Below are 26,785 nucleotides of genomic sequence, written 5' to 3' on the forward strand. Positions count from 1 at the left end.
TTAATAAGATTGATTTTTTGAGAACGCCTTCCTAAGGTCTGCGTTCAGCGAAAAGAACACTTTCAAATGGCCTCAGATCTGACTGCGCATACAACCCGGGAACCCAAACGGATCGCGTTTGTTGTCATGCTCATGGGCATTTCGACATTGTCTCCCTTTGCGATGAACATCTATCTGCCATCCGTCGACGGCATGATGAGTGCGTTCTCGGCTACTGCTGCTGAGATCCAGCTCACATTAGCGTTCTATTTCATCGCAATTGCTGGAGCGCAGATTTTTTTGGGGCCGATCTCCGATCAGTTCGGCAGGCGACCTGTTGTTGTTGCCGGAATGGTGCTGTTCGTTATCGGCAGCGTGTTGTGTTTGATGGCACCGACAGTTGAGGCCCTGATAGCTGCCCGTATTGTTCAAGCGATCGGCGGCGGGGCCGGTCTCGTTCTGGCCCGTGCCATCGTTCGGGACGTCTACGGACGCAACAAAGCAGCCAGCATGATCGGTTATGTTGCTATGGGCATGGCCGTCGCGCCGACCATCGGGCCCGCGATTGGCGGTTTTCTCGACGCGCATTACGGTTGGCGGGGTGGTTTTGTGTTGATGCTGACTTTTGGGATCGGCGTTACAATTTGCGCCTGGCTGTTCCTTCCGGAGACCAATCAGCACAAAAAGGCGGTCAGTCTGAAGCAGATCGGGCAGGGCTATGCTGATCTTTTCAAGGTGAAGATGTTCTGGGTGTATTGCGGAGCATCGACCTTTATGGCCTGGCTGTACTTTGCCTATCTCGGCGGGGCCCCGTTTGTGGCGGCTGGTGTGTTCAATATGGCTCCTGCGGAAATCGGCCTTTATCTGATGGTGGTCTCAATCGGCTATATCATCGGGAACTTCATCACAGGCCGAATTGCAGCTCGTGCAGGGATTGCGCGGATGATCGCACTTGGTGTGATCACGGGTGTCTTTGGGGTGTCGCTTCTTGTCCTTGGGACGTTGACGGATAGCCTTACCGGGGCGTTGTTCTTCCTGCCGATGTTTTTCATCGGTCTGGGCAATGGGCTGGGCATTCCAAGCGCCATTTCCGGAGCTGTGAGCATCCGCCCTGATCTTGCCGGCACGGCGTCAGGAATGCTCAGTTTTCTCCAGGTTGGCGCTGGTGCGCTGGTCTCAAGTGCCGTCGCTTACATGTTCTCGGCCGACATTGCCGGTGGTGGTGAAATGCCGATGATCCTGGTCATGGTTGTCGGAGGCGTTTTCGGACTGGCGTGTGTGCTCGCCGTTTTTCTTGGCGAGCGTCAAGACACACCATATGAAGACCGGTGAGCAATCACTAGGCACGTAAGCCGCTGCTGCGCGGTTAAACTGCCGCGCAACATGTTTTTTGCTGCTTGGCGTTTCTGGTTTCCCGAAACGAATGAGACCCGAGATTAGCCGCCCGTAACGCTCATATGACGGGAAACCGCCGGCTGATTGCGCTCCCGGTCAATGACAAAGTCGTGCCCCTTCGGCTTGCGCCCAATGGCCTCGTCGATTGCGTCACTCAGCAGTTCGTTGCCTTCCGAGGCCCTGAGAGGCGCACGCAGATCCGCCATGTCATCCTGACCCAGGCACATGTAAAGCTGGCCCGTGCAGGTCACGCGGACCCGGTTGCAGCTTTCGCAGAAATTGTGGGTCATCGGCGTGATGAAGCCGAGGCGACCGCCGGTTTCCTCAACCGTGACGTAGCGCGCCGGACCACCGGTCTTATAAGGAATGTCCGTCAGGGTGAAGCGTTCGCTCAGGCGTTGGCGCACGGTGGAGAGCGGTAGATACTGATCGGTGCGATCTTCGTTGATCTCGCCGAGCGGCATGGTCTCGATCATTGTGAGATCATACCCATGCTCATGGCACCAGGACATCATGCTCTCAATTTCATGCTCATTCACTTGTTTGAGCGCGACCATATTGATCTTTATCGCAAGCCCGGCTTCCTTGGCAACTCGGATGCCGTCCATGACTTTGGCAAGGTCGCCCCAGCGGGTGACTGCCTTGAATTTTTGCGGATCGAGCGTGTCGATGGAAACATTGATCCGGCGGACACCGCAATCATAAAGCTCGTGGGCAAAGCGGGCCAGCTGGGATCCGTTGGTGGTGAGCGTCAGCTCGTCCAGAGCGCCGCTGCCCAGATGCCGTCCGAGGCTGCGGATCAGGCTCATGATATTTTTGCGCACCAGCGGTTCACCGCCCGTCAGGCGCAGCTTGCGGACACCTTTTTCGATGAAAGCGGTGCACAGGCGGTCCAGCTCTTCAAGGCTGAGAACTTCGCGCTTCGGCAGGAACGTCATGTCCTCTGCCATGCAGTACACGCAGCGGAAATCGCAGCGGTCTGTTACGGAGACCCGAAGATAGGAAACGGCGCGGCCAAAGGGATCGATCATCGGTTTAGGCCTTGCGGATGTCTCTGGTGCCGCCGGTTTCGAAACCACGATATTGCCGTCTGTCACGTTCCGCTCTCCCTCAGAATTGTCTTTGACGGCGGGTCTTCGCCCGCTCCTGCATCATATGGAACAAACCGGCATGTTTTCAAATAAAACCGGAGCCAAATGGTACAGTTCCGAATTATCGGTAAACTGGTTAGTGTAGTTCTGTCAATCGCGCGCGAGCTTTGCAGGTCGCCGGTGCAATCAATTCTCGTCGCGATAAGCGTCCATGAAACTGCGGATTTCCGCCAGAAGTGGTAGGATTTCAGCGATCTTTTCCTCCGGGATGGCCGATTTTATCGCCGACATGTCCGGGTCAATCGAGCGGATGGCCGTCTCACGGAATTGTCGCCCGGCTTCGGTGAGCCAGACTGTTTTGCTGCGGCCATCTTTTGGGTTGGGGCGCATGTCAACCAAGCCATGATCCAGCAAACCGCTTAGCGTGTGGGTCATCGTCGTCTTGGGGACCTGGAAAGCTTTGGCAAGGGCAAGTGGCGTTTGACCGTCCTTGACCCGTATCAGGTGATTGATCACGCTGAAGTGGGGCAGGGTCAGGCCCTTCGGCAGCCGGGCTTCCATGGCAGCCCGGCTCAGTTGGGCGATAATGCCGATTTCATTGAAAAAACTGAACAGCGTATGGCGGGACGCGTTATCCATTCATCATCCGTGTTTCAAGGGGCCAGCGCGGCGTGCGGGCGGTTTGCGGCCCGAATCCCAATCGTCCAAGCATCTGAACAGTTTCTCCGGGTTTGGCAAGCAGGCGGTGCGCTTCAGCATGATGCGGGGTCATTTCATCAAACTCCTGCAGCGCCTGGCTCACCGGGTGAAGCGCCAATCCGAGACGTGTCGTGTCCAGGTTGAGCCTCAGCCAGCGGCGGCCAGCCTCTATCTGATCCTGCCGCGTGTTTGCCGGCGTTGTCAGGCTGATATAGGCGGGCGTTGCATGGAGCATTGCCTGGTACATTTTCACGCCCTCCTGAAATCCTGTGGACGCCGGATCCAGCTGACTGTCCTTGGTCAGAAGACCAGCCACCATGAGGCTTTCCAGGAACGGACCGCCGAGATCAATACCGTCCGGATTTGCATTGATTTCTGCTTTGCCGAAGCGCATCAAATCGACGCTTTCCTTCAAGGTCCGGTGGGTGTTCATTTCCGTTAGCCAGGCCTGCCATGTCAGGTCCTTGATGCTTTTAACATCCGCCGGATTGGTCCAGACCGAGCCATAGGTCTGGAGTTGCGCCGCCATGGCATCTGGAACCGGCGTGTTCTGAAAGGGCTCCTTGCAAGACCGGCGGTCCATGATATGCGCACCCAATGGATCTGCGTCCGCCCCGTCGATCAACACAACGTCCGCGATTGGACCATCAGTTCCCTCTGGAAAGAGCGAAATCTCAGTCGAAAAGCCTTTGAGGCTAGCGGCAATGGCCATTTGCTCCAGGAAGCAACCGAGACCAATGAAGATCTGCCGGTGATAAGGGTCAGTGTGAGGGAGATCCCGCGCCGGATCTCTGTGCAGCCGGAATGTGTCCTTGTCAGTCAACTCGATCAGCCAGGGCTGCCGGTTATGCGGGTTTGGTGCAAGCAAGGCGTAAGACAGCGCAAACAGCCGTGGATCTTCGTATCCGCCGGCGCTGCTCCACGGTTTGAGCGCCTTTTCTGGAGTGCGGGTTGCGAGAAATGTGCCGGCCGATGCGGTGGCGGCAACTATCAGACCACCTCCAAGGAGGGCGAGCGTTTTGCGGCGGGAAACTGACATGGAAGGCTCCTATATGATGCGATATCGTACTATATAATACGATTTCGCACTAAATCAAGATGTGGTGCCAACCGTTCGGTTTTTGGGAGCATGTGCTTTTAAAGTCAGAGAAAAATTGATCTGAAGAGGGGCGGCCGCGTAGGAAAGAGACACACTTAAGAGGCGTTATGACTACAATCGTTTGGTTCCGGCAGGACTTGCGTGTTTCGGACAATCCGGCCCTTCATGAAGCAACTCGGCGCGGCCCGGTGTTGCCGGTCTATATTCTTGAGACACCGGATCAATCTGGCGATGACCATCCCATGGGCGGCGCCAGCAGGTGGTGGTTGCATCACAGCTTGGCGGCGCTGAAGGAAGACCTCCCGGGCCTTGTCTTCCTGCGCGGCAGCGCGCGGCATCTGATCCCGGAACTCGTTCAGGAGACCGGCGCAGATGCTGTGTACTGGAACCGCTGCTATGAGCCGCATGCCATCGAACGCGACAGTGCGCTGAAAGAGGCCCTGAAAACGGACCTGATCGATGCCAAGAGTTTTAAGGCCTCTCTGCTGTTTGAGCCCTGGGATGTCGAAACGAAGACGGGTGGCCCCTACAAAGTCTATTCGCCGTTCTGGAAAGCGGCTCAAAAAATCAACGTGCCGGATCCCTTGCCGGCCCCAGAGGAGATTGACTTCGCTGCCTACGACAAAAGCGATAGTTTGTCCGATCTGGAGTTGCTGCCGACCAAGCCGAACTGGGCCGAAGGCTGGGAAGACATCTGGCAGCCTGGGGAAGCCGGTGCCAAAGACCGCCTGATCGAATTTTTGGATCACGGATTGTCCGGCTATGGCGACAAGCGCAACCGGCCGGACTTGCCCAACGTCTCACGTTTGTCGCCGCACCTTCATTTTGGCGATATCTCGCCGAGGCAGGTGTGGTCGGCAACCCAGCATGCAACCGCACGCAAATCCAGCCTTTCCAGCGACGGGCACAAGTTCCTATCGGAAATTGCCTGGCGGGAGTTTTCCTATCATCTCCTCTATCATTTCCCGCAATTGCCAGAGAAAAACTGGCGGCCTGCCTTCGACGCATACCCTTGGCGGGAGAGTGCGGAGGATCTCACAAAATGGCAAAAGGGATTGACCGGGTATCCGATGGTGGATGCCGGGATGCGTGAGCTCTGGCACACGGGCTACATGCACAATCGTGTGCGAATGCTGGCTGGCAGTTTTCTGGTCAAGCATCTCCGGCTTCACTGGAAGCATGGAGAGACCTGGTTCCGCGATACGCTGGTCGATGCGGATCTTGCCAACAACTCGGCAAGCTGGCAGTGGGTGGCCGGGTCCGGTGCGGATGCGGCACCATATTTCCGGATCTTCAATCCGATTTCTCAGGGACCGAAATTCGATCCGGACGGCAAATACGTGCGCCGCTGGGTACCGGAGTTGGCAAAGCTGCCGACAAAACACCTGTTTTCGCCGTTCGAGGCCCCGGCCAGTGTCCTGCGGGAGGCAGGCGTCAGGCTTGGAGAGACCTACCCGTATCCGATTGTGGATCACAGCAAGGCCCGCCAGGCTGCGCTCGACGGCTATGAGGATGTGAAATCAGCGGGACAAGATGCAGCTTGACCCGTTGTTTTTGCCCGGTATCGTCGCGCCACCAAATTCTGCCTAACCGGACACAGACAAAATGACCGACTCTTCCGCACCCTGGCCAACCGAACTCAGGGTTTCAAAGGATCGCAAGACGCTGACCGTTGCTTTCAACGACGGGGAGCGACACGAGTTGAGCGCGGAATATCTGCGGGTGTGTTCACCGTCGGCGGAGGTAAAGGGTCATGCTCCCTCGCAGAAGAAAACGGTCCCGGGCAAGAAAAACGTCGGCATCATGAAGATCGATCCGGTCGGCAACTACGCCGTCCGCATTCATTTCGACGACCTGCACAATTCCGGAATTTTCAGCTGGACCTATCTCCTGGAACTGGCAACGGACCGGTCAAAGCACTGGGGCGGGTATTTGCAGGAGCTCGGTGAGAAGGGCCTCAGCCGTTAATGTGATGGGCAGCGCGGTTTTTGCCGCGCTACCTCTGTTGGATTACTGGGTGATTTCGCGTTCCAGGAAATCCCGAATTTCTTCAGCTATGAACGCGCCGTCTTCTTCAAGAGCAAAGTGCCCGGTATTCAGAAGATGGAACTCGACGTTGGTCAGGTCCTGCCGATAGGGGTGAGCGCCTTCCGCCGGGAAGATCTGATCATTCTTACCCCAGACCACGAGGGCAGGCGGCTGATGCTCGCGGAACAAAGCCTGCCATTCCGGATAGTGCGTCAGGTTGGTCCGGTAATCATAGAACAGCTCCAGTTGAACCTCGGCATTTCCCGGACGATCCAAAAGGTATTGGACGTGCCAGTAATTGTCCGGGTTGATGGCTTCCGGGTTACGGGTTCCATGGGTGAATTGCCATTTGGTGCCTTCGATCCCGAGGAACGCGCGCAGAGGCGCTGCATTTTCCTCTGACGGATCTGCCCAATAGGCCCGAATTGGATCCCAGAACTCCGGCAGTCCTTCTTCATAGGCGTTGCCGTTTTGAATGATAAAACCCGTGACCTTCTCCGGCGCATCGGCGAACAGGCGGTATCCTACCGGCGCGCCATAGTCCATCAGGTAGAGTGCATAATTTTCAATGTTCTTGCGCTCCAAAAGTTCTTCGACCGTACCGGCCAGGTTGTCAAACGTGTAATCGTAGGTCTCAGCGGACGGCATGTCGGATGCGCCAAATCCCTGAAAGTCAGGTGCGATCACGTGATAGTCCGCGGCAAGGTCCGGAATCAGGTTGCGGAACATGTGCGACGAGGTCGGAAAGCCGTGCAGCAGCAGCACAGTCGGATTGGCCGGGTCTCCGGCTTCCCGATAAGCTATCCGCAACCCGTCAATCGTTTCGTATCCAAACTTGGTCTCAAACGCGGAGGCGCGCTCTGACGCGTTGGATGACGCTATTGGTGTGATCAAGGCCGCTGCCAACAAGGCAGCCGAAAGGGTTCTGGTAATCAGCGACATGGGAAGTCTCCTATTGTAGTGGGTCGCCGGAAACTGCCGGCGTCAGGTTTAGGGTGCGGGTTTCAGGAAGTCTTTGAGTTCCGCGTTTTCCGCTTCGAGTTCTGAAATGCGGTTTTTAAGAGCCAGAATGTCCGGGGCGAGTTCTTCCAGCGTGTAGCGCTTTGGAATGTGCTGCGGACAGTTCCAGTCGAGGGCTTCGATCGTCAGGGCGACGGCGCGTTCTGGCAGGCCGCGATATCCGTCTTCGCGCAGGGTTGCGATAAGGTTCGGATCGTCCTTGGCATCAATCTGCCGGGCCCGCGCCCAGACTTTCAGACGGCGACGGTTTGGGTAATCCATCAGGATCAGGGATACACGGTCATTTTCTTTGAGGTTTCCGGAGCTGATGTACTGCCGGTTGCCGCGAAAGTCCGCATAGGCCAGCGTCTTTTCATCCAGAACCTTCAAGAACCCGCGGGGGCCGCCGCGAAACTGAACGTAGGGCCAGCCGGTCTCGGAAACGGTTGCCTGATAGAAGCCATCGCGTTCGGAGATGAAGGCAGCTTCTGCTGGGCCCAGCCGATCGCCGTTGTCTGCCTCCGGAAGATCGAGCGGGGCGTAAGCCTCCCGGGAACCTTCTTCCGTTTGCCGCGCCCGAACAGCCGGGGTGAAGGCAATGGTTGATAATGCGCGTGCCATGACGGGTCTCCAATCTGATGATGTACCGATCTGTCCACTTTGATGGTTTGTATATGTACAGATCTGTTCATTTAATCAAGGGGAGTCAGACATATTTTTTGAGCTCGCGCGCTTTGAAATTCATCTAAACTCAAATAAATATCTGTAATAAATGAATAATACTGGATTTCAAAAATTTAGTTTGAATGGAAAGTCAATCTTAATATATATACAGATCAGTACACATAGGAGTGAGCATGCGCCCGAGTAAACGCGATGAACTGGTCCATAAAGCCCAAGAGATTTTCGATCGGGATGGATTTCAGGCGACCGGTATGGATGCGCTTGTGGCTGAGACCGGTATCAGCAAGACAACGATGTTCAAGCACTTCCGCAACAAGGATGAACTGATCCTGGCGACCTTGCGGCTGCGGGATGAGACGTTCCGCAACTGGATGCACCGGAAACTTGACCGGTTCTCAGGAGCGCCAGATCAGCAACTCTTGGCGGTTTTCGATCTGTTGCAGGAATGGTTTGAGCAGCCGGATTTTCACGGCTGCTTGTTCATCAAGGCAGCCTCGGAGTTCTCTGACGGTGAAGCGGCGATCCCGGCGCAGGCCCGCGAACACAAACGGCTCCTGCTGAACGACTTGATTGGCCTGGCCAAGGCTGCCGGTGCAGATCTGCCGGATCAATTGGGCCTACAGTTGATGCTTCTGATCGAGGGTGCAATCGTCGCAGCGCGCATGGGGTACTCCAAAACGCCGGCCCGCGATGCACATGCGGCTGCGTCGGTGCTGATCGGACAAGCTACTGGCAAATAAAAAAGGCCGGGATGCCCCGGCCTTTCCTTGATGACATGCGGCTGACAGATCAGCGCTTCACGACGATTTTCGCGCCGACATCTACGCTCTTGTAAAGATGGATGACGTCTTCATTTGCCATCCGGATGCAGCCGGAAGAGACCGCTGAGCCGATCGTCCACGGTTCCGTGGTGCCGTGAATGCGGTACAAGGTGTTGCCGATGTAAAGCGCGCGTGCGCCCATCGGGTTGTTCGGGCCGCCTTTCATGTGCGCCGGAAGGATCCGGCCCTTGGCACGCTCGCGCGCCCGCATTTGCGCCGGAGGTGTCCAGCTCGGCCACTCAGCCTTGCGGGTTACGCGGTGTGTCCCGGCCCACTGGAAGCCTTCCTTGCCGACACCCACGCCGTATTTCATGGCGCGGCCATTGTCCAGGATGTGGTAAAGGCGGCGCTCGGACGTGTCGATGACAATCGTGCCCGGGCTGTAAGGACCGTCATAACGCACGCGCTTGCGCTTGATCGGGGACGGCCCGCCTGGATGATATTTCATGGTGAGCCAGCGTTTGCTCACCGGATCGAAGTACGTTCCTTGCGCACTGGCCGGGGTTTCGAACATGATCGCGCTGATCGCGACTGCCAAAACCAAATAAAAAAGTTTTCTCATAACATTTCCCCGTAAGCACCCAGCCTCCTGACGGAGAGGCGAATCCATGTCTTCAAGATAAAAAGACGTCCTTGCCGTACCGTTAACACTATTGGCGTAATCGAGGCGCGTCTTCCATCTCACGTATCTGTGATCGACCTATATCAGCCGATATTTGTGCTTCATTAGCAACAATTCATGCACGTCAGTGCAGTCAAAACCGACGGCACACGCATAAGTTAGTCTTTGCAGTCACTCTTTTTGGTGATCCGGAACACACTTTGCCGCCGCTCTTCTAAAATTTCCAATCAATTCCCATGCGTCAGGCCCCGTGGCTGCGGTCATACGGATTGATATCAGGTGATTCCCATCCAGCGAGGCGACCATCCTGCGGCTTGAAGACTTCCATGAGCATTGGATGACAGGGCGCTGTATCGCTGGAATGCTCAGATCCGCAATCTCCGCCAGGACAGGCGCTCATGACGGCGAGCAATCCGATTTCGGCGAAGAGTTCCAGATAGTCGCCCGGCCGCACTGGGCTGGCCTTCATGAAGTACTGACCGGTGTCGCGAGTAAAACCGGTGCACATGAAGACATTCAGGACATCATGCACATGTTGTTCCGCGTCTTCCAGGCTCATGCCTTTTGTCTGAGCGAGCGCACGGGTCAAATTGGAATGGCAGCAATGATGATAGTCGGGACCGCCAAGCGCACGGCCGGTATACGGGTCGCAGCGGGTGCCGATAACATCGTGCACCGAGCCGCCGAATTCATCGATGCCATACCAGTCGAGGGTATCGGTGGTGACCGTTGCCAGCGGGCGCAGGGTCGGGAAGTTCGACCAGAGACGGTCGCCGGTGGTCACATGCGTGCCATGGAGAGCACGGGTCTTGCCGGAGTAAAACCGTTCGGTGAGATCTGCGCTGTTGAAGAGATTGAGGTCACCTACCTGTGGGCCCTCAATCGAAGTGATCCTCAAGAAACATCCGGTCGGGACTTCAATGCTCGCCGCTTCCCGTGGCGGCACCGTCACCTCACCAATTTTTTCAGCCCCTTCGCGCGCCTTTCCATAGAGCGGCAGGTCAGGGGACGGCAGGGTGTCGTTCGGATAACAAATCACCGGGCGGATCGCACGGCGGTCTGCAGCATCAACAGGTTGGGTCATCGGTGCGTCCAGCAAAATTTGACGATGGACGAGTTGTGGCCGGGCCGGTGACGCCTTGCAAGACCGGTTGGCAGAGAAAACGACCTGTCTCCTGTCAAAACTGTAATGGTCCGGTGGGTCTTATTCGGCCCGGATGTGACGACCATCACGTCATGAAGCACACGCCTTGGATAGTCTTATTTCAGTTGAACGGAAGATCCTTGGGAGGACATCATGGCTCAGTACGGCGGAAGAAGAACATCTCACATTCGTCAGATGTGCGTGGCGCTGAAACCGTTAAAGCGGACGGACGCCGAAACTTCAGGTGAAGCGTTGAAATCCGACACTGATGATCAGGATTGATAGTCTTGGTGTGCACGGCGGAACAGTCGGGTCGTGCGCGTGGCTCTGGCGCGGAAACATCAACTCCCTCGGCCGAGCGCACGTAAGCGCATGACATCTATGGCGCCGATGTCGACCTCTATAAGGACGTCTTCGCCAATGTCCTTTGCCAGCTGGGCACTGAAACGTTCAAGATTCTCTTGGGCTTGCGCCAGTTTTTGGCGGTCGGCCAGAAGGTCGACCCGGATGAACAAATGGTCGTTGCGATAGCCCACATTGACCGTTTGGATCCGCACCTCGGTGCCTTTGGAACCAAAGGTGGGTTCCCGTTCGAGGTTTTTGTTCACCAGCCGCAAGAGGCGGTTTTTGACATAGATCTCGTGCAAGGCCGTGTTGAGCGGAGGCACAAGGACGTAGCCGCCAAGCGAAGCAACGATCAGTAAGGCGAGACCCTTCTTCCACTGGCCATAGTTCTGCAAAAGAAACACCAGAGCGGCGACGATAATGATGCCGGCAAGGTTTGTTAAAAATAGCAGAGCCCCTCCAGCTGCGACATCGATGCCCGCATCCTGCAAACCGAACTCGTCGAGACGCAGACCGATCTCAGAGCTTGCCTTGCTGCCCAAAGCCAGCCCAATTCCGGCAACAGCAAGGGGAGGGACAAGGGCAACCGCGATCGCGACCCCGGCAATGGAATCGGCGATGCTGGGCCGGGTTTGCGCATAGGCGCCAGCACAGCCTGCAGCCAGGGCAACGGCGAGATCAATCATCGACGGGCTGGTTCTTGCGAGGATCTCCGGTCCTACGATCCGCGCGCCAATGGCCATCACCCCGAGATACCCGATCGTCACCACACACACTGTTCCTGCCAGAACGGTGACAGCCGAGCGTGTGATCAGTGCCCAGTCGTAAGTTGCTATGCCAAATGCGAGGCTCAGAATGGGCGCCATCAGGGGCGCAATGATCATTGCTCCAATCACTGTTGCGGTGCTGTTGGCAACCAGGCCCAAAGTTGCCAGGACGGCGCTTAAGGAGAGCATCAGAAAGAAAGGGAAAGTGGCGGCGGAGAACCGCTCCATGCGGGCCGCGAGTTCATTTCCGTTCGTTTTTTCAGATGGCTCCGCATCAGGGCGGGGGCGGAACCACAATGCGTAAATCGGTCGTCGCACGGCGCACCTCATCAATCGCAAGCTGACGTAGGATGCGTTGATGTTTAGCGGTTCTCAATCCTGTGAAATTTACGCTTAACCGGGCCGAAGTAGGCGTGTCACATTGTGCAAGCTTCCTTGGTAAACACCTGGCTAGTGACCTGTACCTAACATTCAGAAGGCGCGTTTTCCCGTTCTTGGAGGCCGGTCAGTCTGCAGGCTCTTTCTTGGTGACTTTGTACCAAAGGACGGCCACGGCGACCCCGGCACCGCCGAACTTGGCCATTGTCTCCAACAACTGTGCCGTCAGCGGCTCGTCCTTTCCGATGTCGGTGCGCAATCCGAACATCCCGGACCAGTCATAGCCCGCAATGTCCAAAAGGCTCTGTTCCCTGGTGATCATAAAATAGACAAGTCCGGCGATCATTCCGGCAATCGGCACCAGTGGATACTTCGCCTGGATCGCGCGCTTCCTCTTTTCCTTTTCACCCTGCATGCCACGTTGCAGTCCCTTGAACTGCAGAAACAGGATGAAACCGACGAAGGTCATCATCGGAACCAACATCAGCAGTGTTATGGTGCTAACCTCGCCAACAGCGAAAAGTGTGGTCGCTATGACCGCCAGCGTAGTTCCCGCAGCAGCATAGGCCGGCCAGGGCGTGTCCGTTGCAAAGCGCACAAGGACAGGATCTTCATAGCTATCGACCGCATCGTGGATTGGACGGCGGGGCAGGGACCGTCCCCGCTCTTGCGGGACAAAACTGTGGTCGCGCTTTCCAAAGGATTTCTGCTGCCGCATTCCCGATCCTCCGCATGTCAGAATTGCTGAGAAGATAGAGAATACAACTTAAAATAGGCTTTCAGATTGCCCTAAATGCTTAAGGAGATGGCCCGGTAACGGAGACTTGGTCTTTTGGCGCAATAACTCCCGGAATGCCGTTCAATACGTGGCCGTCCCGGCCTTTGAGCCGGGACCTATAACAACACGATTGTGGTCCCGGGTCGCGCCCGGGACGGCGGAGCGGGAGTTCGAAAATGTGTGGCGAAACCCGCAGCTTCTCCTATGTCATCGCCGGGCTTGACCCGGTGATCCATGCCGTTTCCTTTTCACTCGATCAGCATGGGTGCGAAACATCGGCACGGCATGGGAGGCTCCGCACCCGTAGCGGGGACAGGATTTCTGCTACTCAATTCCGCGTCTTATCACGGATCTCGACGTACACTTTTATCGAGCAGATTTCTCTGGGTCGCAATGCGATCCATTTTCTTGTCGGCGCGAAAATCGGATTTCAGACCGAACACCAGTCCTACCAATAGGAGAATCGAAAGAATACGAAATAGCCAAAGGGCACCTGTAACACCAAGTAGCTCTACGGCCCATTGAGCCCGATAATCGGCTTGGATTGTGTCTGCGCCGACGAAGATCAGGCCGAACACGCATAGTGAAAGCAAACAGAATCCGATGAGTTTGTGGCGGTTATGTCTTTTGAACAGGGAAAGACCAAACACTCAAAGCTCCGAGTGATTTATTTGTTTCGTCTCTAAGGTGACAATCAGAGGTTTAAGGAATATGAAGCCCGCAAGTATGGCTACTTGCGGGCTACACTAGAATAAGTTGGTTTTACCGGATCCCGGCCACATTCACCCCAAATTCAGTTCCTTGAAGAAGTCATTGCCCTTGTCGTCGACGACGATGAAGGCGGGGAAGTCTTCGACTTCGATCTTCCAGACCGCTTCCATGCCAAGTTCCTCGAATTCGACGACCTCGACCTTCTTGATGCAGTCCTGGGCAAGCCGGGCAGCCGGGCCACCGATGGAGCCGAGATAAAACCCGCCATGCGCCTGACAGGCGCGGCGGACTTGAGCCGAGCGGTTGCCCTTTGCCAACATGACCATCGAGCCGCCGGCCGCCTGGAACTGATCGACATAGGCGTCCATGCGTCCGGCCGTTGTCGGCCCGAAGGAACCGGAGGGCATACCGTCCGGGGTCTTGGCAGGGCCCGCGTAATAAACCGGGTGGTTCTTGATGTAGTCGGGCAGGGGCTCACCGGCCTCCAGCCGTTCGCGCAGTTTGGCGTGGGCCGCGTCACGGGCAACAATAAGTGTTCCGGTCAGGGAGAGACGGGTCTTGATCGGATGTTTTGTGAGTTCCCCGAGGATCTCGGACATCGGCTTCGTCAAGTCGATCTCGACGACGTCACCCCCCAAGTGTTCATCGGTGATTTCCGGCAGATATTTTTCCGGATGCATTTCCAGCTGTTCAAGGAAAATACCGTCCTTGGTGATCTTGCCGACAGCTTGACGGTCGGCGGAGCAGGACACGGCCAGACCGATCGGCAGGGAGGCACCATGGCGTGGCAGGCGGATCACACGGACATCGTGGCAGAAGTATTTGCCGCCGAACTGTGCGCCAACGCCGGTTGCCTGTGTCAGTTTGTGGATCTCTTCTTCCATCGCCAGATCGCGGAACGCGTGCCCGGCTTCCGAGCCTTCGGTCGGCAGGTTGTCGAGATAACGGGCGGAGGCGTATTTCGCCGTCTTCAGGTTCATTTCCGCCGACGTGCCGCCGATGACGATCGCCAAGTGGTAGGGCGGGCAGGCGGCCGTTCCGAGCGTGAGGATTTTTTCCTTCAGGAAGTCGATCATGCGGTCATGGGTTAGGAGCGACGGCGTTCCCTGGAACAGGAAGGTCTTGTTCGCCGAACCACCGCCCTTGGCCATGAACAAGAACTTGTAGGCGTCTTCGCCCTCTGAATAGAGTTCGATCTGCGCCGGCATGTTGTTCTTGGTGTTTTTCTCCTCGAACATGGAAATCGGCGCGAGCTGCGAATAGCGCAGGTTCTTCTTGTAATACGCATCGCGCGCACCTTCACCGAGCGATGCCTCGTCGCCGCCGGAGGTCCACACGCGCCGGCCCTTCTTGCCCATGATGATCGCTGTGCCTGTGTCCTGGCACATCGGCAAGACGCCATGGGACGCGATGTTGGCGTTTTTCAGTAGATCAAAGGCGACGAACTTGTCGTTTTCGGTGGCTTCCGGATCATCCAGGATCTTTTGCAGCTGTTCGAGGTGTCCGGGGCGCAAAAAGTGGTTGATGTCCTTGAAGGCCTCTTCGGCCAGAAGACGCAGGCCTTCCGGCTCGACGACCAAAACTTCTTCGCCGTTGAATTCGGCTGTTTTGACGTGGTCAGAGGTCAGCTTGCGATAGGGCGTTGTGTCTTCGCCTTGCGGGAAGAGGGCGCTGTGCTGATAGTCTGGCGGGGTGACGGGCGCGTTCATGCAAAAAGCCTTCCTGATCTGGCTAGGCGCTGACGGTTCAGCCCCTGGCAAAAGGTCTGTGGCGTGTTCTTAAGCAAAATGTTGGAAGAGTCCAAGCCGACATAAGACGCAATCGATCCGGTTTTCGAAATTCGGCGCATAGCCGTTGAGCTTGTTGAGCGCTTGTGAAACAGTGCGATCAGGAAATTCGTCCGATCTGATCGTGTTCATTTAGCTATTATCTTTGGGGGACTTATGGACCTGTCGTTTTGGGCCCTGTTCGCGCTGACAGTCTTCACCGCCTCGATGGTGCCGGGCCCGAGCACTTTAATCGCATTTACCCACGGTGCGCGTTATGGATGGAAACAGGTGCTTGCGACCGCACTTGGAAATATGAGTGCTTCCGTGGTGCAGGCCATCTTGGCCTGCGCTGGTCTCGGCATTGTGCTTGCCAAATCGGCTGTCTTGTTCATGTTCATCAAATATGCTGGTGCGGCATATCTTGTTTATCTTGGCTTTTCGATGTGGCGCAGCGCTTCCAACGGGCTCGACATCGGCGGAGACAAACGGTCAGAAGCGGATACGACCGGGCGCCTTTATCGGAGCGGATTTCTCGTCGCTGCTTCAAATCCCAAGGCAGTTGTGTTTTTCACGGCTTTGTTTCCCCAGTTTCTTGACCCATCGGGAACAGCTGTCACTCAGCTGACCGGGATGGTTGTTCTGATCGCGCTGGTGTCGTTCTCGGTCGCTATGATTTACGGCTTCGTGGGAAGCCGTTTGAGCGTTCTTCGCCTGTCGCGACGGTTTATGGGACGGATGCACAAAGCGATTGGCGGTTTGTTCGTTGCCAGCGGCATCGGTCTGGCGGCCTCGCGCGGCTGAAGACCGCGCGGGCCCCTTAGGAATTGTCAGCGGGTCGCTGTGAGATTGAGCGTGACGGTGACTGCATCGCCGACGGTATCTGGGCCGACACCGGATCCAAGGCCGTATTCAAGACGGTTTAAGGTCGCCATGCCATTGGCTGTGGCTGTGTCACCGTTGATAGCCAGCGTAAAGTCCAGGACGAGCGGCATGGACACACCTTTGATCGTGAGCGTTCCGTTTGCCCGGTAACTGTCGCCTTCCACCCGTTCGACACTGTCGGCGGCGAAGGTGGCGTCCGGGAAAGCGGCGGTGTCGAACCAGTCGCCATTCGGCAGGGTCCCATCGAACTGGGCGTTGCCGGTGGAGGCGCTGGCCGGGCGGATCGTTGCCGAGATATCGGCGTTCTCCGGCGCGTCCGGGTCAAACTCGATGGATGCGTCCCAGGAGGTAAACCGTCCTGTCAAAGCGCTGCTGCCCTGCTGGACTTGGAACCCAAGTGTGCTCTGCGCCGGATCTACAGTCCATGTCGCGGCAAGTGCGGGCTGCACGGTCAGGAAAGACAAGGTGCAGCTGAGGAGTGCAAGTGATTTCAGTGTCATGCTTTGGCTTTCTCAGAATGTGATTCAAGCGCGTTTTGAGCTGGCTTGGTTGATGTCATCCGCTTCAAGGTGTCGTCCTTGGCAATGAAGTGGTGCTTCAGTGCGGCGGCGATGTGAACAACCACCAAGGCGATCAACAGATACGCACCATATTCATGGAGGATCATGAAAAAGGCTTCGGCCTGTTCTTTTGTTCCAAGGGCCTCCGGATAGGGCAGGTGTGGGATCGGCAGAACGTTAAAGACCACCGTCGGGATGCCCCAGGGGGACGCGGACACCATGAACCAGCCTGTGATCGGCATTGCGAAGATCAGGACGTAGAGCCCGATATGACCGAGATGAGCTGCGAGTTTTTCAAGAGCCGGCATGTCGGACGGCAGTTTCGGTGAAGGGTTTGTCAGACGCCAAACCAGCCTGAAGGCCGCAAGCGCCAATACAACAAAGCCGAAGGACTTGTGCAGCTGGTACAGCTGAAAAAGGTTCGGGTCGGTCTGCGGCAGCTGCTTGAGATAAAGTCCGAAGGCGAGCATGCCGATTATCAGCAGGGCCATGGTCCAGTGAAAGAAAATGGCTATCCGGCCGTAACCGGTTGGCGTATTGCGATACATGGCAGTTTCCTTCGGCAAACGGGAAGCCTTAACAAGGCTCCCCGCATCTTCGCAGATTAGTTTGTTGCGGCAGTCGTAAGCGTTTCGGTGTGAAACGTGATTGTGACCTCGTCCCCTACATAGGGCACGAACATGTCCATGCCGTAGTCAGAGCGTTTGATCACGGTGTTTACGGCAAAACCAACCGATTCCTTCTTCGCCATCGGATGCTCACCCATTGCCTTGACATCAACGGTCAGGGTCGCCGGCTTCGTGATGCCTTTGATGGTGAGATCGCCGGTGACTTCAAGCTGCTTCTCGCCGGTTTGTTCAACACTTGTGCTCTTGAAGGTCGCTTCCGGGAACTTTTCAGCGTCAAAGAAGTCGGCGCTCAGGAGGTGCTTGTCGCGATCTGCCCAGAATGTATCGAGGCTGCCGATCTGAATGGTGAACTCGATCGAGGAATTGGCCGGGGTTTCCTTGTCGATCAAAAGAGTGCCATCCCAGTCGCCAAAACGGCCATCGGTGGTGGAGTAGCCAAGGTGATCATACGTGAAAGACAGGTTGGAGTGGGACTTGTCGAAGTCGAACGCAACCGGTTCAGCGACAGCAGCGCCAGCGAGAACGGACAGGGCAAAGGCAGATGTAGCAAGACGGATCATTTTGGAACCTCATCAATAAGACTGTTGAAGACGTTCCATGGGGAACGCTGATCCATCACATAAGCTGTATTTCAAAAGCTGCAATTTGACTGACTGTTTATTGGGGGTGAACAATTTGTCATAATTCCGCCGGATGGTTCGGGAAAACGACTCGGCGCGTTATCGAGAAGACCGGAAGTTTCTGCGAGGTCTACAACTGCGCTCGGCAACAGTTGATAGTGACCGAAGCGGCCACTTTTGACCTTGAACCAATCTATAGTTTGGTGAACGTGATATGTGTCATGAAGGTATCAAAGTCCTCAGGCATCTCTTTCGTGTCTCGATCAATCGAGATTCGTTTCCCTTCAACATCGCCGGTGCTTTGACCCCGAACCTTCTGGAGCATATCCATGAACCGTGCAGCTATTGTTTGCCATCGTGGCCTCAGCCTCAAAGCCCCGGAAAACACCCTGGCGTCTCTTGAAAAAGCGATCGAAGCAGGCGCCGAAGTTGTCGAGCTCGATGTCCGTCCATCCCGCGACGGTGTCCTCTACGTCTTTCACGATGACACGCTGGATAGAACGACGAACGGCTCGGGCCGGTTTGCCGACAAACTCTCATCTGAGATCGACCGACTTGATGCAGGTTCCTGGTTTTCAAAAGAGTTTTCCGGCGAACGTGTGCCGCGGTTTGATGCATTCCTGAAGGCGTGCCGGGAGCGGATTTCGGTCTATGCTGAGATCAAAGAAGGAGACCCGGCGAAGGTCAGAGACATGCTCCAGGCTAACGGTCTCCTGGAAACAGCCTGGACGTTCTCCTTTGACCAGGCCATTCGCGCCGAGGCACGGGCCCGTGTTCCTGATCTCCGGCTCATGGTCTTGTTTGATCATGTCGGCTCGGTTGAAAGGGCGGTCGCGCAAGGCGCGGCAATTTTGGAGTTTCAAGCGCACAACCTGGACCCTGATCTGGCCGCTTCAGCAAGGGATGCTGGGCTCACCACGCAGCTCTTTTATGACGGTGATGATCGCGACGTGTTCGAACTGGCGGTCAAGTGCGGCATCCAGCAAATGAACATTGACCATGTCGACGTTTTCCGCTCTGTTGAAAACGAAATTCTGACCCCGGCGACCTAGGATTTTTGATCACGAGCCGGGCCCTGCAAAACACAAAAGGACTGCGACCGGTGACGGGTCATGATGCTGCCTTGAGCCTCAACCGGTTCGAAACGCGGCTTGCAACACGGCTGGTGTTTTTCATTGGTGGACTGACCATGGGCGCCTGGTCACCGCTGATCCCGTTCGCACAACAAAGGCTTGGCGTTGATGATGCCGGGCTTGGTCTTTTGCTCTTGTGCCTCGGTATTGGCTCGGTTCTTTTCATGCCGCTTGCCGGACCTCTATGCGCCGCATTTGGAAGCCGTCGAGTGATCGTCGGGTCCGGGATCGGTTTGATTGCCGGATTTCCGGCTCTTGGGTATGCAGAGACAATCCCGCTCATGGCTATCGCGGTTTTCCTGTTCGGGAGCTTCCTCGGTGTCATGGAAGTCGGCATGAATTCCCATGCGGTGGATGTTGAAAGCGGATCGGATAAACCGCTGATGTCGGGGTTCCATGCCCAGTTCAGCATCGGCGGGTTTGCCGGGGCAGGGGGTGTCACGCTTTTCTTGACGCTCGGCCTGTCACCGTTCGCATCTGCTGGCTTGATTGCGCTGTCAAGCCTCTTGCTGCTGATTTTAGCGGCCCCCCGGCTGCTCCCAAATCGCACGGGCGGTTCTTCAACGGGCGGGGCTTTCCCGAAAGGCGTTGTCCTGCTTCTGGCACTCCTCATTGCCATCACGTTTTTGACCGAAGGAGCTGTTCTGGACTGGAGCGCTGCGCTGATCACAGATCAGGGGCTGGTGGACATTGCCCAGGGCGGTATTGGCTTCATGTGTTTTTCAATCACGATGACGATCGGTCGTTTGCTGGGCGACCGGGTGGTTGCCAGGTTCGGCCCGAAAAACATCCTGCTTTGGGGCGGAGTGATCACCATTGCCGGTATTCTGCTCGTTGCAACGGCGAGCAACCTGGCTGTGTCGCTGATCGGATTTGCGGCAATCGGGGCCGGGGTCTGCAATATTGTCCCGGTGCTCTTCAGCTTAACAGGGCGGCAAAAGGTCATGCCGCAAGGCGCCGCGATTGCAGCGGTCGCAACAGCCGGGTATGGCGGAATATTATTGGGGCCTGCGGTGATCGGTTTCGTTGCGGACGGGATCGGCTTGCCCGTGACGTTCGCCGGACTTTCTCTGCTTATGGTAATCGTAGCGTTAAGTGCTAGTGTTGCCGTTCAAGGTTCACAGGCTGAATAAAACTGTTGTTTTGATTGTCGTTAGACAGCATGGAAGCCGGAATTTGTCAGGCATTTCAATTCCTCAGCGCAGGTGACCGTCAGTTGGAAATAGTTGCGATAGTCTTGGCCTCTATCGCTGTGGTAGTATGAGCATGGCATCGGGGTTCAACTTATGTTCCGCGACCTATTTGCTGACCTTCACCTAACGTTAAAATTGTCAATGTTATAAGGTGCTTCAATAATCATCTAAAATACGGTGTCTGGCGTGGTTTCCATTCGGTCAATAGACGTGTCTACGGTGTTTTATAAGCTCCTTGCTATAAAACCATTTGGCAGATCGATTGGGTTCAACGTATTCGCTTTTTTCCTCTGCAGTTTCGCGGTCCTGTCGAGCGTCGGTGAAGCGCGCGCTGAGTGGGTTGTCAAGCGGGTGTCTGGGGTCGTTTATTTTGTCGCGCCAGAGGTCAAAGCGTTCCGCGTTCAACGCGGTATGGTGTTTCAACCAGGTTACACCATGGCAACGCGTTCCGGCGCGCGGGCGCTAATCGCGCGCGGCGCAGAGACCATTTCGGTTGGCCCGAATGCCAAGTTTGCTCTTTCAAAGTATCGGAGCAACAATCGCAAGACCACGCTGCTTCAGCGCTCTGGCCGCCTGACCGTCGATGTTCAAAAGCGCGGGCGTCCGCATTTTACAGTCGAAACCCCTTTTCTCGCCGCTGTTGTCAAAGGAACGCGGTTTGGTGTTTCCGTGAACAGCCGCGAAGCTCGGGTCTCTGTTGAACGTGGCCTTGTCGAGGTCTCCGATTTGGCGACCGGCCAAACCGCTTCGCTGGGACCAGGTCAAAGTGCCTCAAGTGCGCCCGGCAGTCGGTCGGGCTTGTCGGTGTCCGGTGTGAATGCGCCCTCTGTGTCACCGGGCGCTGCAAGGGCTCCGGCTTTTGCCACTCCGTCAATCGGAAATGTTCCGAGCCAGTCTACGAACACCTCCAATCAAGGCGTTTCGGGAGGCTCAACAAACAGCCAGGGACAGAATGCTGGTGGCAACTCGGGTGGCGCCGGTAATGGGAGCGCGGGCAGTTCTTCCGGGAGCGGCGAATCCGCTGGCAACAATGGAAGTGGCAACGGAAACGGGAACGGCAATTCCGGTAACAACGGAAATGGCAACGGCAACTCCGGCAACAACGGGAATGGCAACGGCAATTCCGGTAATAACGGAAATGGCAACGGCAATTCCGGTAACAACGGGAATGGCAACGGCAATTCCGGTAACAACGGAAATGGCAACGGCAATTCCGGTAACAACGGAAACGGGAACGGCAATTCCGGCAACAACGGGAATGGAAACGGCAACGGCAACGGTGGAGCTGATACAGGCGGTCGTTTGTAACGCCATTGGTGTTTGCGTACTCAAGCTATCGGTTGGGGAGCCGAAACTTGATGCCAAAGCGTCCTGATAGGATGCAAGCCGGAGTGTATCGAGCATTTAGAGGTGGGATTGGGCGGGCAAAGTGCGATTAGGAGCAATTTCGGCTGACTTAAAAAGATTTCTTGCAGCGATCGTGTTTGCAGGCCTGATGGGGGCAGGTCTTTTGGCGCTGCAAGCTGTCCGCGTTACGGACGGGCTTGACCGGATGCTATGGGAACACCGGTTCACAGCGTCCGAGCGTCCGGTCACAGGAGATTTGCTCTTTGTCGATATTGACGCGCGGTCGCTCGAGCAACTTGGCGTATGGCCAATACCGCGGCGAACCTACGCGGATCTGATCGACAATCTGTCCGAAGCTGGCGTCACTGAAATCGTTTTTGATATCGATTTCAGTTCGGTCTCAACTCCGGAAGATGATGCGATTTTTGCGGCGTCCATTGAGCGTGCAGGAAACGTCAGTCTTGCAGCTTTCCGCCAGGCGGCAACCGGTGCAGAGGACGAATCCGAAGAAATTCTCAACCAACCAATAGCGGAATTTTTGGAATTCGCCTGGCCCGTCGTTGTGATGGTGCCGGTGGAGGCCGACAGCCGGATTTGGCGAAACATCTACGGATTTGAACTAAACGGCGTTGAGGAGCTGTCCGCCGCCGCCTATCTCGGCGGCCATACCGGCGCAACCTCAGGGGCCTTTTGGCTGGATTACAGCATCGCCATTGATCAGATGCCCCGGGTATCCATGATTGATGTGCTTGAAGGAGACGTCGCCAATACGACCGTCTTTGGGAAAAAGGTCATCATCGGAGCAAGCGCTCAGGAACTGCGGGACCTGTTTCCAACACCCGTCTACGGTATCCTTCCTGGCGCAATGATTCAGGCCCTTGGGGCTGAAACCCTCATGCAGGACCGGGCGTTGATTATCCGTGGCGCAATGCCTGCTGTTTTATCGGTTCTTCTCCTGTTTGTGCTCCTCGCAACAACGAAAAGAACAGGCCTCAGCACGAAATTGGCCGTGCTGGTTGGCTTCATGGTGCTCCTGGAGCTTGCCGGGTATTTTGCCCTTCAAGAACGTCCCGTGCTGATGTCAACGGCGTCCGCGCAAGTGCTGCTTGTCGCCTCTGCGATTGTCATCATTTTCCAGGAACTCGGCCTCAGGAAACTGATCTCTCAGCTCTACCAGATCAGCCAGCGCAATACGGTCCGAATGCTGGGACAGGTCTTTGACGACAGTTTTGATGCCATCGTTGTGATTGATCGGTCGGAGAAGATTACAGCATCGAGTGAAGTCGCGCGTCAGCTCTTTGGTCTGAACGCTGTTCCGAACGCCTCTGGCCGCGAGGCTTTGCCAGCTGAATTGGTGGATGACGCCGTTGCGGTGTTATCCGACACAACAGAGGGCAAACCTGAACCCAAACTCCTCAAGATGACTGGGGAAGATGGTCAGCTGCGCGTTATTGAGTATGTGGTAACGCGCTCTGAAAAAACGGTAACCAGCAAAAAAGGGAAACACGCGCGGGAAAATGAGGCGCTGGCGTGTCTGACCTGCCGGGATATTACCGAGGAATACGAAGCCAACAAACGGCTGGCTTATCTTGCAAGGTTCGATCCTGTCACGGGTTTGTTCAACCGCAATGGTTTCGAAGACGAGATGCCGGCAACCGTTGAAAGAGCCGGATTTGATGGGCAGGTCCTTTGTCTTGTTCAGTTCTCGATTTCCAATCTTGACCAGATCATCGCCTCACTGGGTTTTTCCTACGGGGATTTGTTGCGAAAAGCGGTTGCGGACCGCGTGACCCAGCATTTTGGCACGGAAGTGACTTGGGCGGCGCTCACGGCCGATGTATTTGCTGCAGCCTATATTTCGGAAGAAGGGGAGATCTGCGCTGAACGGTTCCTCGAGACGGTGCAACAAGTCGTCGGCAAAGACTATATGATCGAGGGATCCCGGATCTCTGTCCGGCTGGATTTCGGGTACATCGTCGACCACTACGCGTCCGAAATAGACGAGCTACTGAAAAAGTCCGGCAACGCGCTGGCCTTGTCGCGGAGAAGCGCTCAGCTGGCCTGCGTGGCTTTTCGTCCGGAAATGAATGACACGTTGCAACGGCGCCGGAGCCTGGAAACCGAGCTCTTCAAGTCGATTTCACGGAACGAACTCCGGATGGTTTACCAGCCACTGATTGATCTGCGGAGCCGAGAAATCATTGGCGTGGAAGCTCTGCTGCGTTGGCGGCACGGAGAATTGGGTGAAATCTCACCCGTGGAGTTCATCCCGATATCGGAGGAAAACGGGTTTATCGTCGAATTGGGTGCCTGGACCTTGCACCGGTCAATGGAAGAGGTCGGTCAATGGAACAGCAACATCAATCTTTCGGTCAATGTGTCCGCCCTCCAGTTTTCGCGGGGCGATATCGTCGCCACCGTCGAAGATGCGCTCAAAGCCACCAAATTTCCGGCGGACCGGTTCGACCTGGAAATCACAGAATCGCTGTTTATTGACGAGACCATTGATGTCCGCTCCAGCATGCAGGAGCTCGCCGAGCTGGGGTGCTGTTTCTCTCTGGATGATTTTGGCACGGGATATTCGTCGCTGGCCTATCTTCAGAACTATCCATTTTCCAAGATCAAGTTGGACCGGATGTTCATATCGAAGGTGACAACCAACAAGAAGGACGTCGCCCTCATTGAAGCGGTCCTACATATGGCCAAGGCCTTTGGCATGGAAACAGTCATGGAGGGCATTGAAACCGAGGAACAGACTGAAACGCTCCTCGGTCTCGGGTGCCGTGTCGGACAAGGCTATCTTTTCGGGCGCCCTATGAGCGCTGCGGACCTTGCGCAACTTCTTCGCAGGTCCGCCTAACCGCTTTTAGAGGCCGAGGCCGCCAAGGCAGCTGTATTTGATGTTCAGATAGTCATCGAGGCCGTATTTGGAGCCTTCGTTGCCGATGCCGCTGTCCTTGACGCCGCCGAAGGGCGCGACTTCAGTGGTGATAACGCCTTCGTTTATGCCGACAAGGCCATACTGCAGAGCTTCCATGACGCGGAAGGTCCGGCCGAGATCCTGGGTGTAGAAGTAGCAGGCCAGGCCGTATTCGGTGTCGTTTGCCCGATCGATCGCGTCTTCTTCGCTCTCGAATTTGAAGAGCGCTGCCAAGGGGCCGAACGTCTCTTCGTTGGCGACTTTCATGTCCGCGGTTGCTCCGACAATCAGTGTCGGCTCGTAGAAAGTGCCCGGACCGTCGCTGCGCTTGCCGCCGGAGATCAGCTCACCGCCTTTTGCAAGAGCGTCGGCCACATGGTCGGCCACCTTTTCAAGAGCTGCCTCATTGATCAACGGACCTTGTGTGCTGCCGTCTTCCAGACCGTTGCCGGGTTTGAGTTGTGCGGCAATCGCGTCCTTCAGCTTGCCCGCAAAGGCATCGTAAACACCGGCTTGCACGTAGATCCGGTTGGCGCAGACACATGTTTGGCCGGAATTGCGGAATTTTGAGGCGATTGCGCCCTCAACGGCCTTGTCGAGATCCGCATCGTCGAACACGATGAACGGCGCGTTGCCGCCAAGCTCCATGGAGATCTTCTTCATGTTCTTGCCCGCGTTCCCGGCCAGCAGTTTGCCGACGCGGGTCGAGCCGGTGAAGGTGATCTTCCTCAAGAGCGGGTTTTCACACATTTCTTCGCCAATCGCCGGAGCGTCGCCAGTGACGATGTTGACCACACCGGCAGGAATACCGGCTTTTTCTGCAAGAATGCCGTAAATCAGAGCGGAGTAGGGTGTGAATTCAGCCGGTTTCATCACCATGGTGCAACCTGCTGCAAGGGCCGCGCCGAGCTTTCGGGCAATCATGGAATTCGGGAAGTTCCATGGCGTGATCGCGCCGACAACGCCGACAGGCTCCTTGGTCACCAGGATGCGACGGTCCGGCCACGGAGACGGAATTGTGTCGCCATAGACCCGTTTGCCTTCTTCGGCAAAGAACCGGATGTATTTCACACCAAGAGCGATTTCGCCTTTGGCCTCGGCGAGCGGTTTGCCCATTTCAGTGGTGAGCAATACGGCCAAGTCGTCGATCACCGCCATGATCTCATCGCAGAGCTTGTGCATGAGCGTGGCACGGGCTTCTGCGGTCAAGGCCTTCCAGGCCGGCATGGCCTTGTGGGCCGCATCGATTGCGCGTTTTGTCTCCTCCCGGCCGCAGACCGGAATGGTGCCTATCACATCTCCGGTTGCCGGGTTGGTCACTTCCATTGTTTGGCCGCTGTCGGCATCCACCCAGGACCCGTCGATGTAGACTTGCTGTTTCAAGAGCGCCGGATTGAGAGACATAGAGAACTCCGTGACATAGGTGCAGGAACCGGGCGAGTGCCGGTCTGAGTTGTTCAAGTGATAGGCGGATCACCAAGGGTCTGGCAAGGCAAAACACTGTTGCAACAGTTCACCGCCCAAACGCGGCGTGGCCGTGTCTGAGCGGTGAACGAAGAAGCGTTGAACGGATCGGGGATTGTGCCGGATCAGCTGCCGCCAAGCCGGCTTTGCAGGGTTGCGATCTCATCGGCAAGGGACTGGGCCTGCTTCTGGATGCGATCAAGGGCGACCCGCATGCTGTCGAGATCTGCGGTGGTGTCTTCTGCAACAGGCGGCGACCCGCGTCCGACAAGAAGCCAGGTCGGGCTGACGTTCAAAAGGCCTGCCAGCAGGATGAGTTTGTTGGACCGCGGTTCGGAGCGGTCGCTTTCCCAGCTTTGCAATGTAGAGGTTTTGATGCCGAGGCGGCGCGCGAGCTGAGCGGTGGACAGTCCGGCAATATCCCGTGCCTTACAAATCCGTTCTCCCAGGGTGTAGTCGCTGCTGCTGTTCGACATGTAGTTGGCTCCGGTGTCCGCAGGTGCGCCGATAGCCGGATAAACGGTCTGATCGTCTTCCTGCGGAACTTCAATTTTCTTTAGATTGGTCATGGGCCGGACCCTCGCACGTTGTGGCGGTGCACCGCAACAGCAAGCCGGCGATTTGTCGGAAAAAGAAATTTGTGTGGCGGAAATCCGCGCCGGGTTCGCTAAAAATGCCGGTGATCGTTTAGCCATGCTTGACAGTTTCGATTGGCAATAAAAACGCCC

General features: G+C 56.2%; 27 protein-coding genes and 1 pseudogene. 10 read left to right on the forward strand and 18 right to left on the reverse strand.

All coding sequences use genetic code 11. The annotated features are described in order from the left end of the window. Nucleotides 1–66: 66 nt before the first annotated feature. Complete coding sequence (locus RBB44_RS15000; protein ID WP_306148516.1) at nucleotides 67–1,311, forward strand: multidrug effflux MFS transporter; 1,245 nt, start codon at nucleotides 67–69, stop codon at nucleotides 1,309–1,311. A 104-nt stretch (nucleotides 1,312–1,415) separates the two neighbouring features. Here RBB44_RS15000 and moaA read toward each other — a convergent pair whose 3' ends face one another. The 3 genes from moaA to RBB44_RS15015 form a co-directional block, all read right to left on the reverse strand. Further along, the gene (moaA, locus tag RBB44_RS15005) at nucleotides 1,416–2,405 is read right to left on the reverse strand and encodes a GTP 3',8-cyclase MoaA (RefSeq protein WP_306148777.1); all 990 of its coding nucleotides are present in this window, start codon (nucleotides 2,403–2,405) and stop codon (nucleotides 1,416–1,418) included. A gap of 246 nt (nucleotides 2,406–2,651) precedes the next feature. Further along, nucleotides 2,652–3,104 (reverse strand): MarR family winged helix-turn-helix transcriptional regulator, encoded by a 453-nt coding sequence (locus RBB44_RS15010; RefSeq protein WP_133947046.1) that lies wholly within the window; start codon nucleotides 3,102–3,104, stop codon nucleotides 2,652–2,654. Continuing rightward, the gene (locus RBB44_RS15015; protein WP_306148517.1) at nucleotides 3,097–4,203 is read right to left on the reverse strand and encodes a twin-arginine translocation pathway signal protein; all 1,107 of its coding nucleotides are present in this window, start codon (nucleotides 4,201–4,203) and stop codon (nucleotides 3,097–3,099) included. Before RBB44_RS15015 ends, RBB44_RS15010 begins: the two co-directional genes overlap by 8 nt. Before the next feature lie 167 nt (nucleotides 4,204–4,370). On the opposite strand from RBB44_RS15015, the gene RBB44_RS15020 reads away from it, so the two are divergent. Together RBB44_RS15020 and RBB44_RS15025 are read left to right on the forward strand one after the other, a co-directional pair. Continuing rightward, complete coding sequence (locus tag RBB44_RS15020; RefSeq protein WP_306148518.1) at nucleotides 4,371–5,807, forward strand: deoxyribodipyrimidine photo-lyase; 1,437 nt, start codon at nucleotides 4,371–4,373, stop codon at nucleotides 5,805–5,807. Between the two features lie 61 nt (nucleotides 5,808–5,868). Further along, on the forward strand, nucleotides 5,869–6,231 hold the full coding sequence (locus RBB44_RS15025; protein WP_306148519.1) for a DUF971 domain-containing protein: 363 nt from the start codon (nucleotides 5,869–5,871) through the stop codon (nucleotides 6,229–6,231). A 42-nt stretch (nucleotides 6,232–6,273) separates the two neighbouring features. On the opposite strand, the gene RBB44_RS15030 is transcribed toward RBB44_RS15025, so the two are convergent. Then, nucleotides 6,274–7,233, reverse strand: coding sequence for an alpha/beta fold hydrolase (locus tag RBB44_RS15030; protein ID WP_306148520.1), 960 nt, complete (start codon nucleotides 7,231–7,233; stop codon nucleotides 6,274–6,276). A gap of 48 nt (nucleotides 7,234–7,281) precedes the next feature. Next, on the reverse strand, nucleotides 7,282–7,911 hold the full coding sequence (locus RBB44_RS15035) for a pyridoxamine 5'-phosphate oxidase family protein (RefSeq protein WP_306148521.1): 630 nt from the start codon (nucleotides 7,909–7,911) through the stop codon (nucleotides 7,282–7,284). A gap of 236 nt (nucleotides 7,912–8,147) precedes the next feature. Between RBB44_RS15035 and RBB44_RS15040 the strand changes: the two genes are divergently transcribed. Next, nucleotides 8,148–8,714, forward strand: coding sequence for a TetR/AcrR family transcriptional regulator (locus tag RBB44_RS15040; RefSeq protein ID WP_306148522.1), 567 nt, complete (start codon nucleotides 8,148–8,150; stop codon nucleotides 8,712–8,714). A 49-nt stretch (nucleotides 8,715–8,763) separates the two neighbouring features. Here RBB44_RS15040 and RBB44_RS15045 read toward each other — a convergent pair whose 3' ends face one another. The 6 genes from RBB44_RS15045 to RBB44_RS15070 all read right to left on the reverse strand — a co-directional run bounded on the left by RBB44_RS15045 (nucleotide 8,764) and on the right by RBB44_RS15070 (nucleotide 15,249). After that, nucleotides 8,764–9,357, reverse strand: a complete 594-nt coding sequence (locus RBB44_RS15045; protein ID WP_133947053.1) for a L,D-transpeptidase — start codon at nucleotides 9,355–9,357, stop codon at nucleotides 8,764–8,766. A 301-nt stretch (nucleotides 9,358–9,658) separates the two neighbouring features. Further along, the gene (locus RBB44_RS15050; protein WP_306148523.1) at nucleotides 9,659–10,501 is read right to left on the reverse strand and encodes a DUF1989 domain-containing protein; all 843 of its coding nucleotides are present in this window, start codon (nucleotides 10,499–10,501) and stop codon (nucleotides 9,659–9,661) included. 401 nt (nucleotides 10,502–10,902) lie between these two features. Beyond that, nucleotides 10,903–11,991, reverse strand: a complete 1,089-nt coding sequence (locus RBB44_RS15055; protein WP_306148524.1) for a DUF389 domain-containing protein — start codon at nucleotides 11,989–11,991, stop codon at nucleotides 10,903–10,905. Between the two features lie 187 nt (nucleotides 11,992–12,178). Beyond that, nucleotides 12,179–12,769, reverse strand: a complete 591-nt coding sequence (locus RBB44_RS15060) for a hypothetical protein (protein WP_306148525.1) — start codon at nucleotides 12,767–12,769, stop codon at nucleotides 12,179–12,181. 404 nt (nucleotides 12,770–13,173) lie between these two features. Then, nucleotides 13,174–13,479: a hypothetical protein gene (locus RBB44_RS15065; RefSeq protein WP_306148526.1), complete on the reverse strand. Its 306-nt coding sequence runs from the start codon at nucleotides 13,477–13,479 to the stop codon at nucleotides 13,174–13,176. A 132-nt stretch (nucleotides 13,480–13,611) separates the two neighbouring features. Further along, nucleotides 13,612–15,249 carry a fumarate hydratase gene (locus RBB44_RS15070; RefSeq protein ID WP_306148527.1) on the reverse strand — a complete coding sequence of 546 codons (1,638 nt, stop codon included), beginning with the start codon at nucleotides 15,247–15,249 and terminating at the stop codon, nucleotides 13,612–13,614. 234 nt (nucleotides 15,250–15,483) lie between these two features. Between RBB44_RS15070 and RBB44_RS15075 the strand changes: the two genes are divergently transcribed. Then, complete coding sequence (locus RBB44_RS15075) at nucleotides 15,484–16,110, forward strand: LysE family translocator (RefSeq protein ID WP_306148528.1); 627 nt, start codon at nucleotides 15,484–15,486, stop codon at nucleotides 16,108–16,110. Between the two features lie 26 nt (nucleotides 16,111–16,136). On the opposite strand, the gene RBB44_RS15080 is transcribed toward RBB44_RS15075, so the two are convergent. The 3 genes from RBB44_RS15080 to RBB44_RS15090 are packed head-to-tail and all read right to left on the reverse strand — an operon-like array spanning nucleotide 16,137 to nucleotide 17,940. Continuing rightward, nucleotides 16,137–16,691 carry a YceI family protein gene (locus RBB44_RS15080; protein WP_306148529.1) on the reverse strand — a complete coding sequence of 185 codons (555 nt, stop codon included), beginning with the start codon at nucleotides 16,689–16,691 and terminating at the stop codon, nucleotides 16,137–16,139. Then, the gene (locus RBB44_RS15085) at nucleotides 16,688–17,299 is read right to left on the reverse strand and encodes a cytochrome b (protein ID WP_306148530.1); all 612 of its coding nucleotides are present in this window, start codon (nucleotides 17,297–17,299) and stop codon (nucleotides 16,688–16,690) included. Before RBB44_RS15085 ends, RBB44_RS15080 begins: the two co-directional genes overlap by 4 nt. A gap of 56 nt (nucleotides 17,300–17,355) precedes the next feature. Next, nucleotides 17,356–17,940, reverse strand: coding sequence for a YceI family protein (locus RBB44_RS15090; RefSeq protein ID WP_209175099.1), 585 nt, complete (start codon nucleotides 17,938–17,940; stop codon nucleotides 17,356–17,358). 389 nt (nucleotides 17,941–18,329) lie between these two features. Here RBB44_RS15090 and RBB44_RS15095 point away from each other — a divergent pair, with 389 nt between their 5' ends. The 3 genes and pseudogenes from RBB44_RS15095 to RBB44_RS15105 form a co-directional block, all read left to right on the forward strand. Beyond that, nucleotides 18,330–19,052 (forward strand): glycerophosphodiester phosphodiesterase family protein, encoded by a 723-nt coding sequence (locus RBB44_RS15095; protein WP_306148531.1) that lies wholly within the window; start codon nucleotides 18,330–18,332, stop codon nucleotides 19,050–19,052. Between the two features lie 50 nt (nucleotides 19,053–19,102). Continuing rightward, nucleotides 19,103–20,266: an MFS transporter gene (locus RBB44_RS15100; RefSeq protein WP_306148532.1), complete on the forward strand. Its 1,164-nt coding sequence runs from the start codon at nucleotides 19,103–19,105 to the stop codon at nucleotides 20,264–20,266. Nucleotides 20,267–20,761: 495 nt separating this feature from the next. Next, a pseudogene (locus tag RBB44_RS15105) lies at nucleotides 20,762–20,983 on the forward strand (FecR domain-containing protein); the annotation flags it as partial. A gap of 104 nt (nucleotides 20,984–21,087) precedes the next feature. Here the strand turns inward: RBB44_RS15105 and RBB44_RS15110 are convergent. Then, nucleotides 21,088–21,237, reverse strand: coding sequence for a hypothetical protein (locus RBB44_RS15110; RefSeq protein ID WP_306156133.1), 150 nt, complete (start codon nucleotides 21,235–21,237; stop codon nucleotides 21,088–21,090). Between the two features lie 19 nt (nucleotides 21,238–21,256). Next, entirely contained in the window at nucleotides 21,257–21,640 is a 384-nt protein-coding gene (locus tag RBB44_RS15115) for a hypothetical protein (RefSeq protein WP_306156134.1), read from the reverse strand. A 115-nt stretch (nucleotides 21,641–21,755) separates the two neighbouring features. On the opposite strand from RBB44_RS15115, the gene RBB44_RS15120 reads away from it, so the two are divergent. Continuing rightward, nucleotides 21,756–24,533 (forward strand): EAL domain-containing protein, encoded by a 2,778-nt coding sequence (locus RBB44_RS15120; RefSeq protein WP_306148534.1) that lies wholly within the window; start codon nucleotides 21,756–21,758, stop codon nucleotides 24,531–24,533. A 6-nt stretch (nucleotides 24,534–24,539) separates the two neighbouring features. Here the strand turns inward: RBB44_RS15120 and RBB44_RS15125 are convergent, their stop codons facing one another. Next, the gene (locus RBB44_RS15125; protein WP_306148535.1) at nucleotides 24,540–25,997 is read right to left on the reverse strand and encodes an NAD-dependent succinate-semialdehyde dehydrogenase; all 1,458 of its coding nucleotides are present in this window, start codon (nucleotides 25,995–25,997) and stop codon (nucleotides 24,540–24,542) included. Between the two features lie 185 nt (nucleotides 25,998–26,182). Next, the gene (locus RBB44_RS15130) at nucleotides 26,183–26,626 is read right to left on the reverse strand and encodes a helix-turn-helix domain-containing protein (protein ID WP_133947066.1); all 444 of its coding nucleotides are present in this window, start codon (nucleotides 26,624–26,626) and stop codon (nucleotides 26,183–26,185) included. Between RBB44_RS15130 and RBB44_RS15135 the strand changes: the two genes are divergently transcribed. Next, entirely contained in the window at nucleotides 26,625–26,777 is a 153-nt protein-coding gene (locus RBB44_RS15135; RefSeq protein ID WP_306148536.1) for a hypothetical protein, read from the forward strand. The two genes, RBB44_RS15130 and RBB44_RS15135, sit on opposite strands and share 2 nt — an antisense overlap. The last annotated feature ends 8 nt before the right edge of the window (nucleotides 26,778–26,785 follow it).

Origin of the sequence: Roseibium sp. MMSF_3247, from assembly GCF_030733765.1 — a bacterium.
In the GTDB taxonomy this organism is placed as follows: domain Bacteria; phylum Pseudomonadota; class Alphaproteobacteria; order Rhizobiales; family Stappiaceae; genus Roseibium.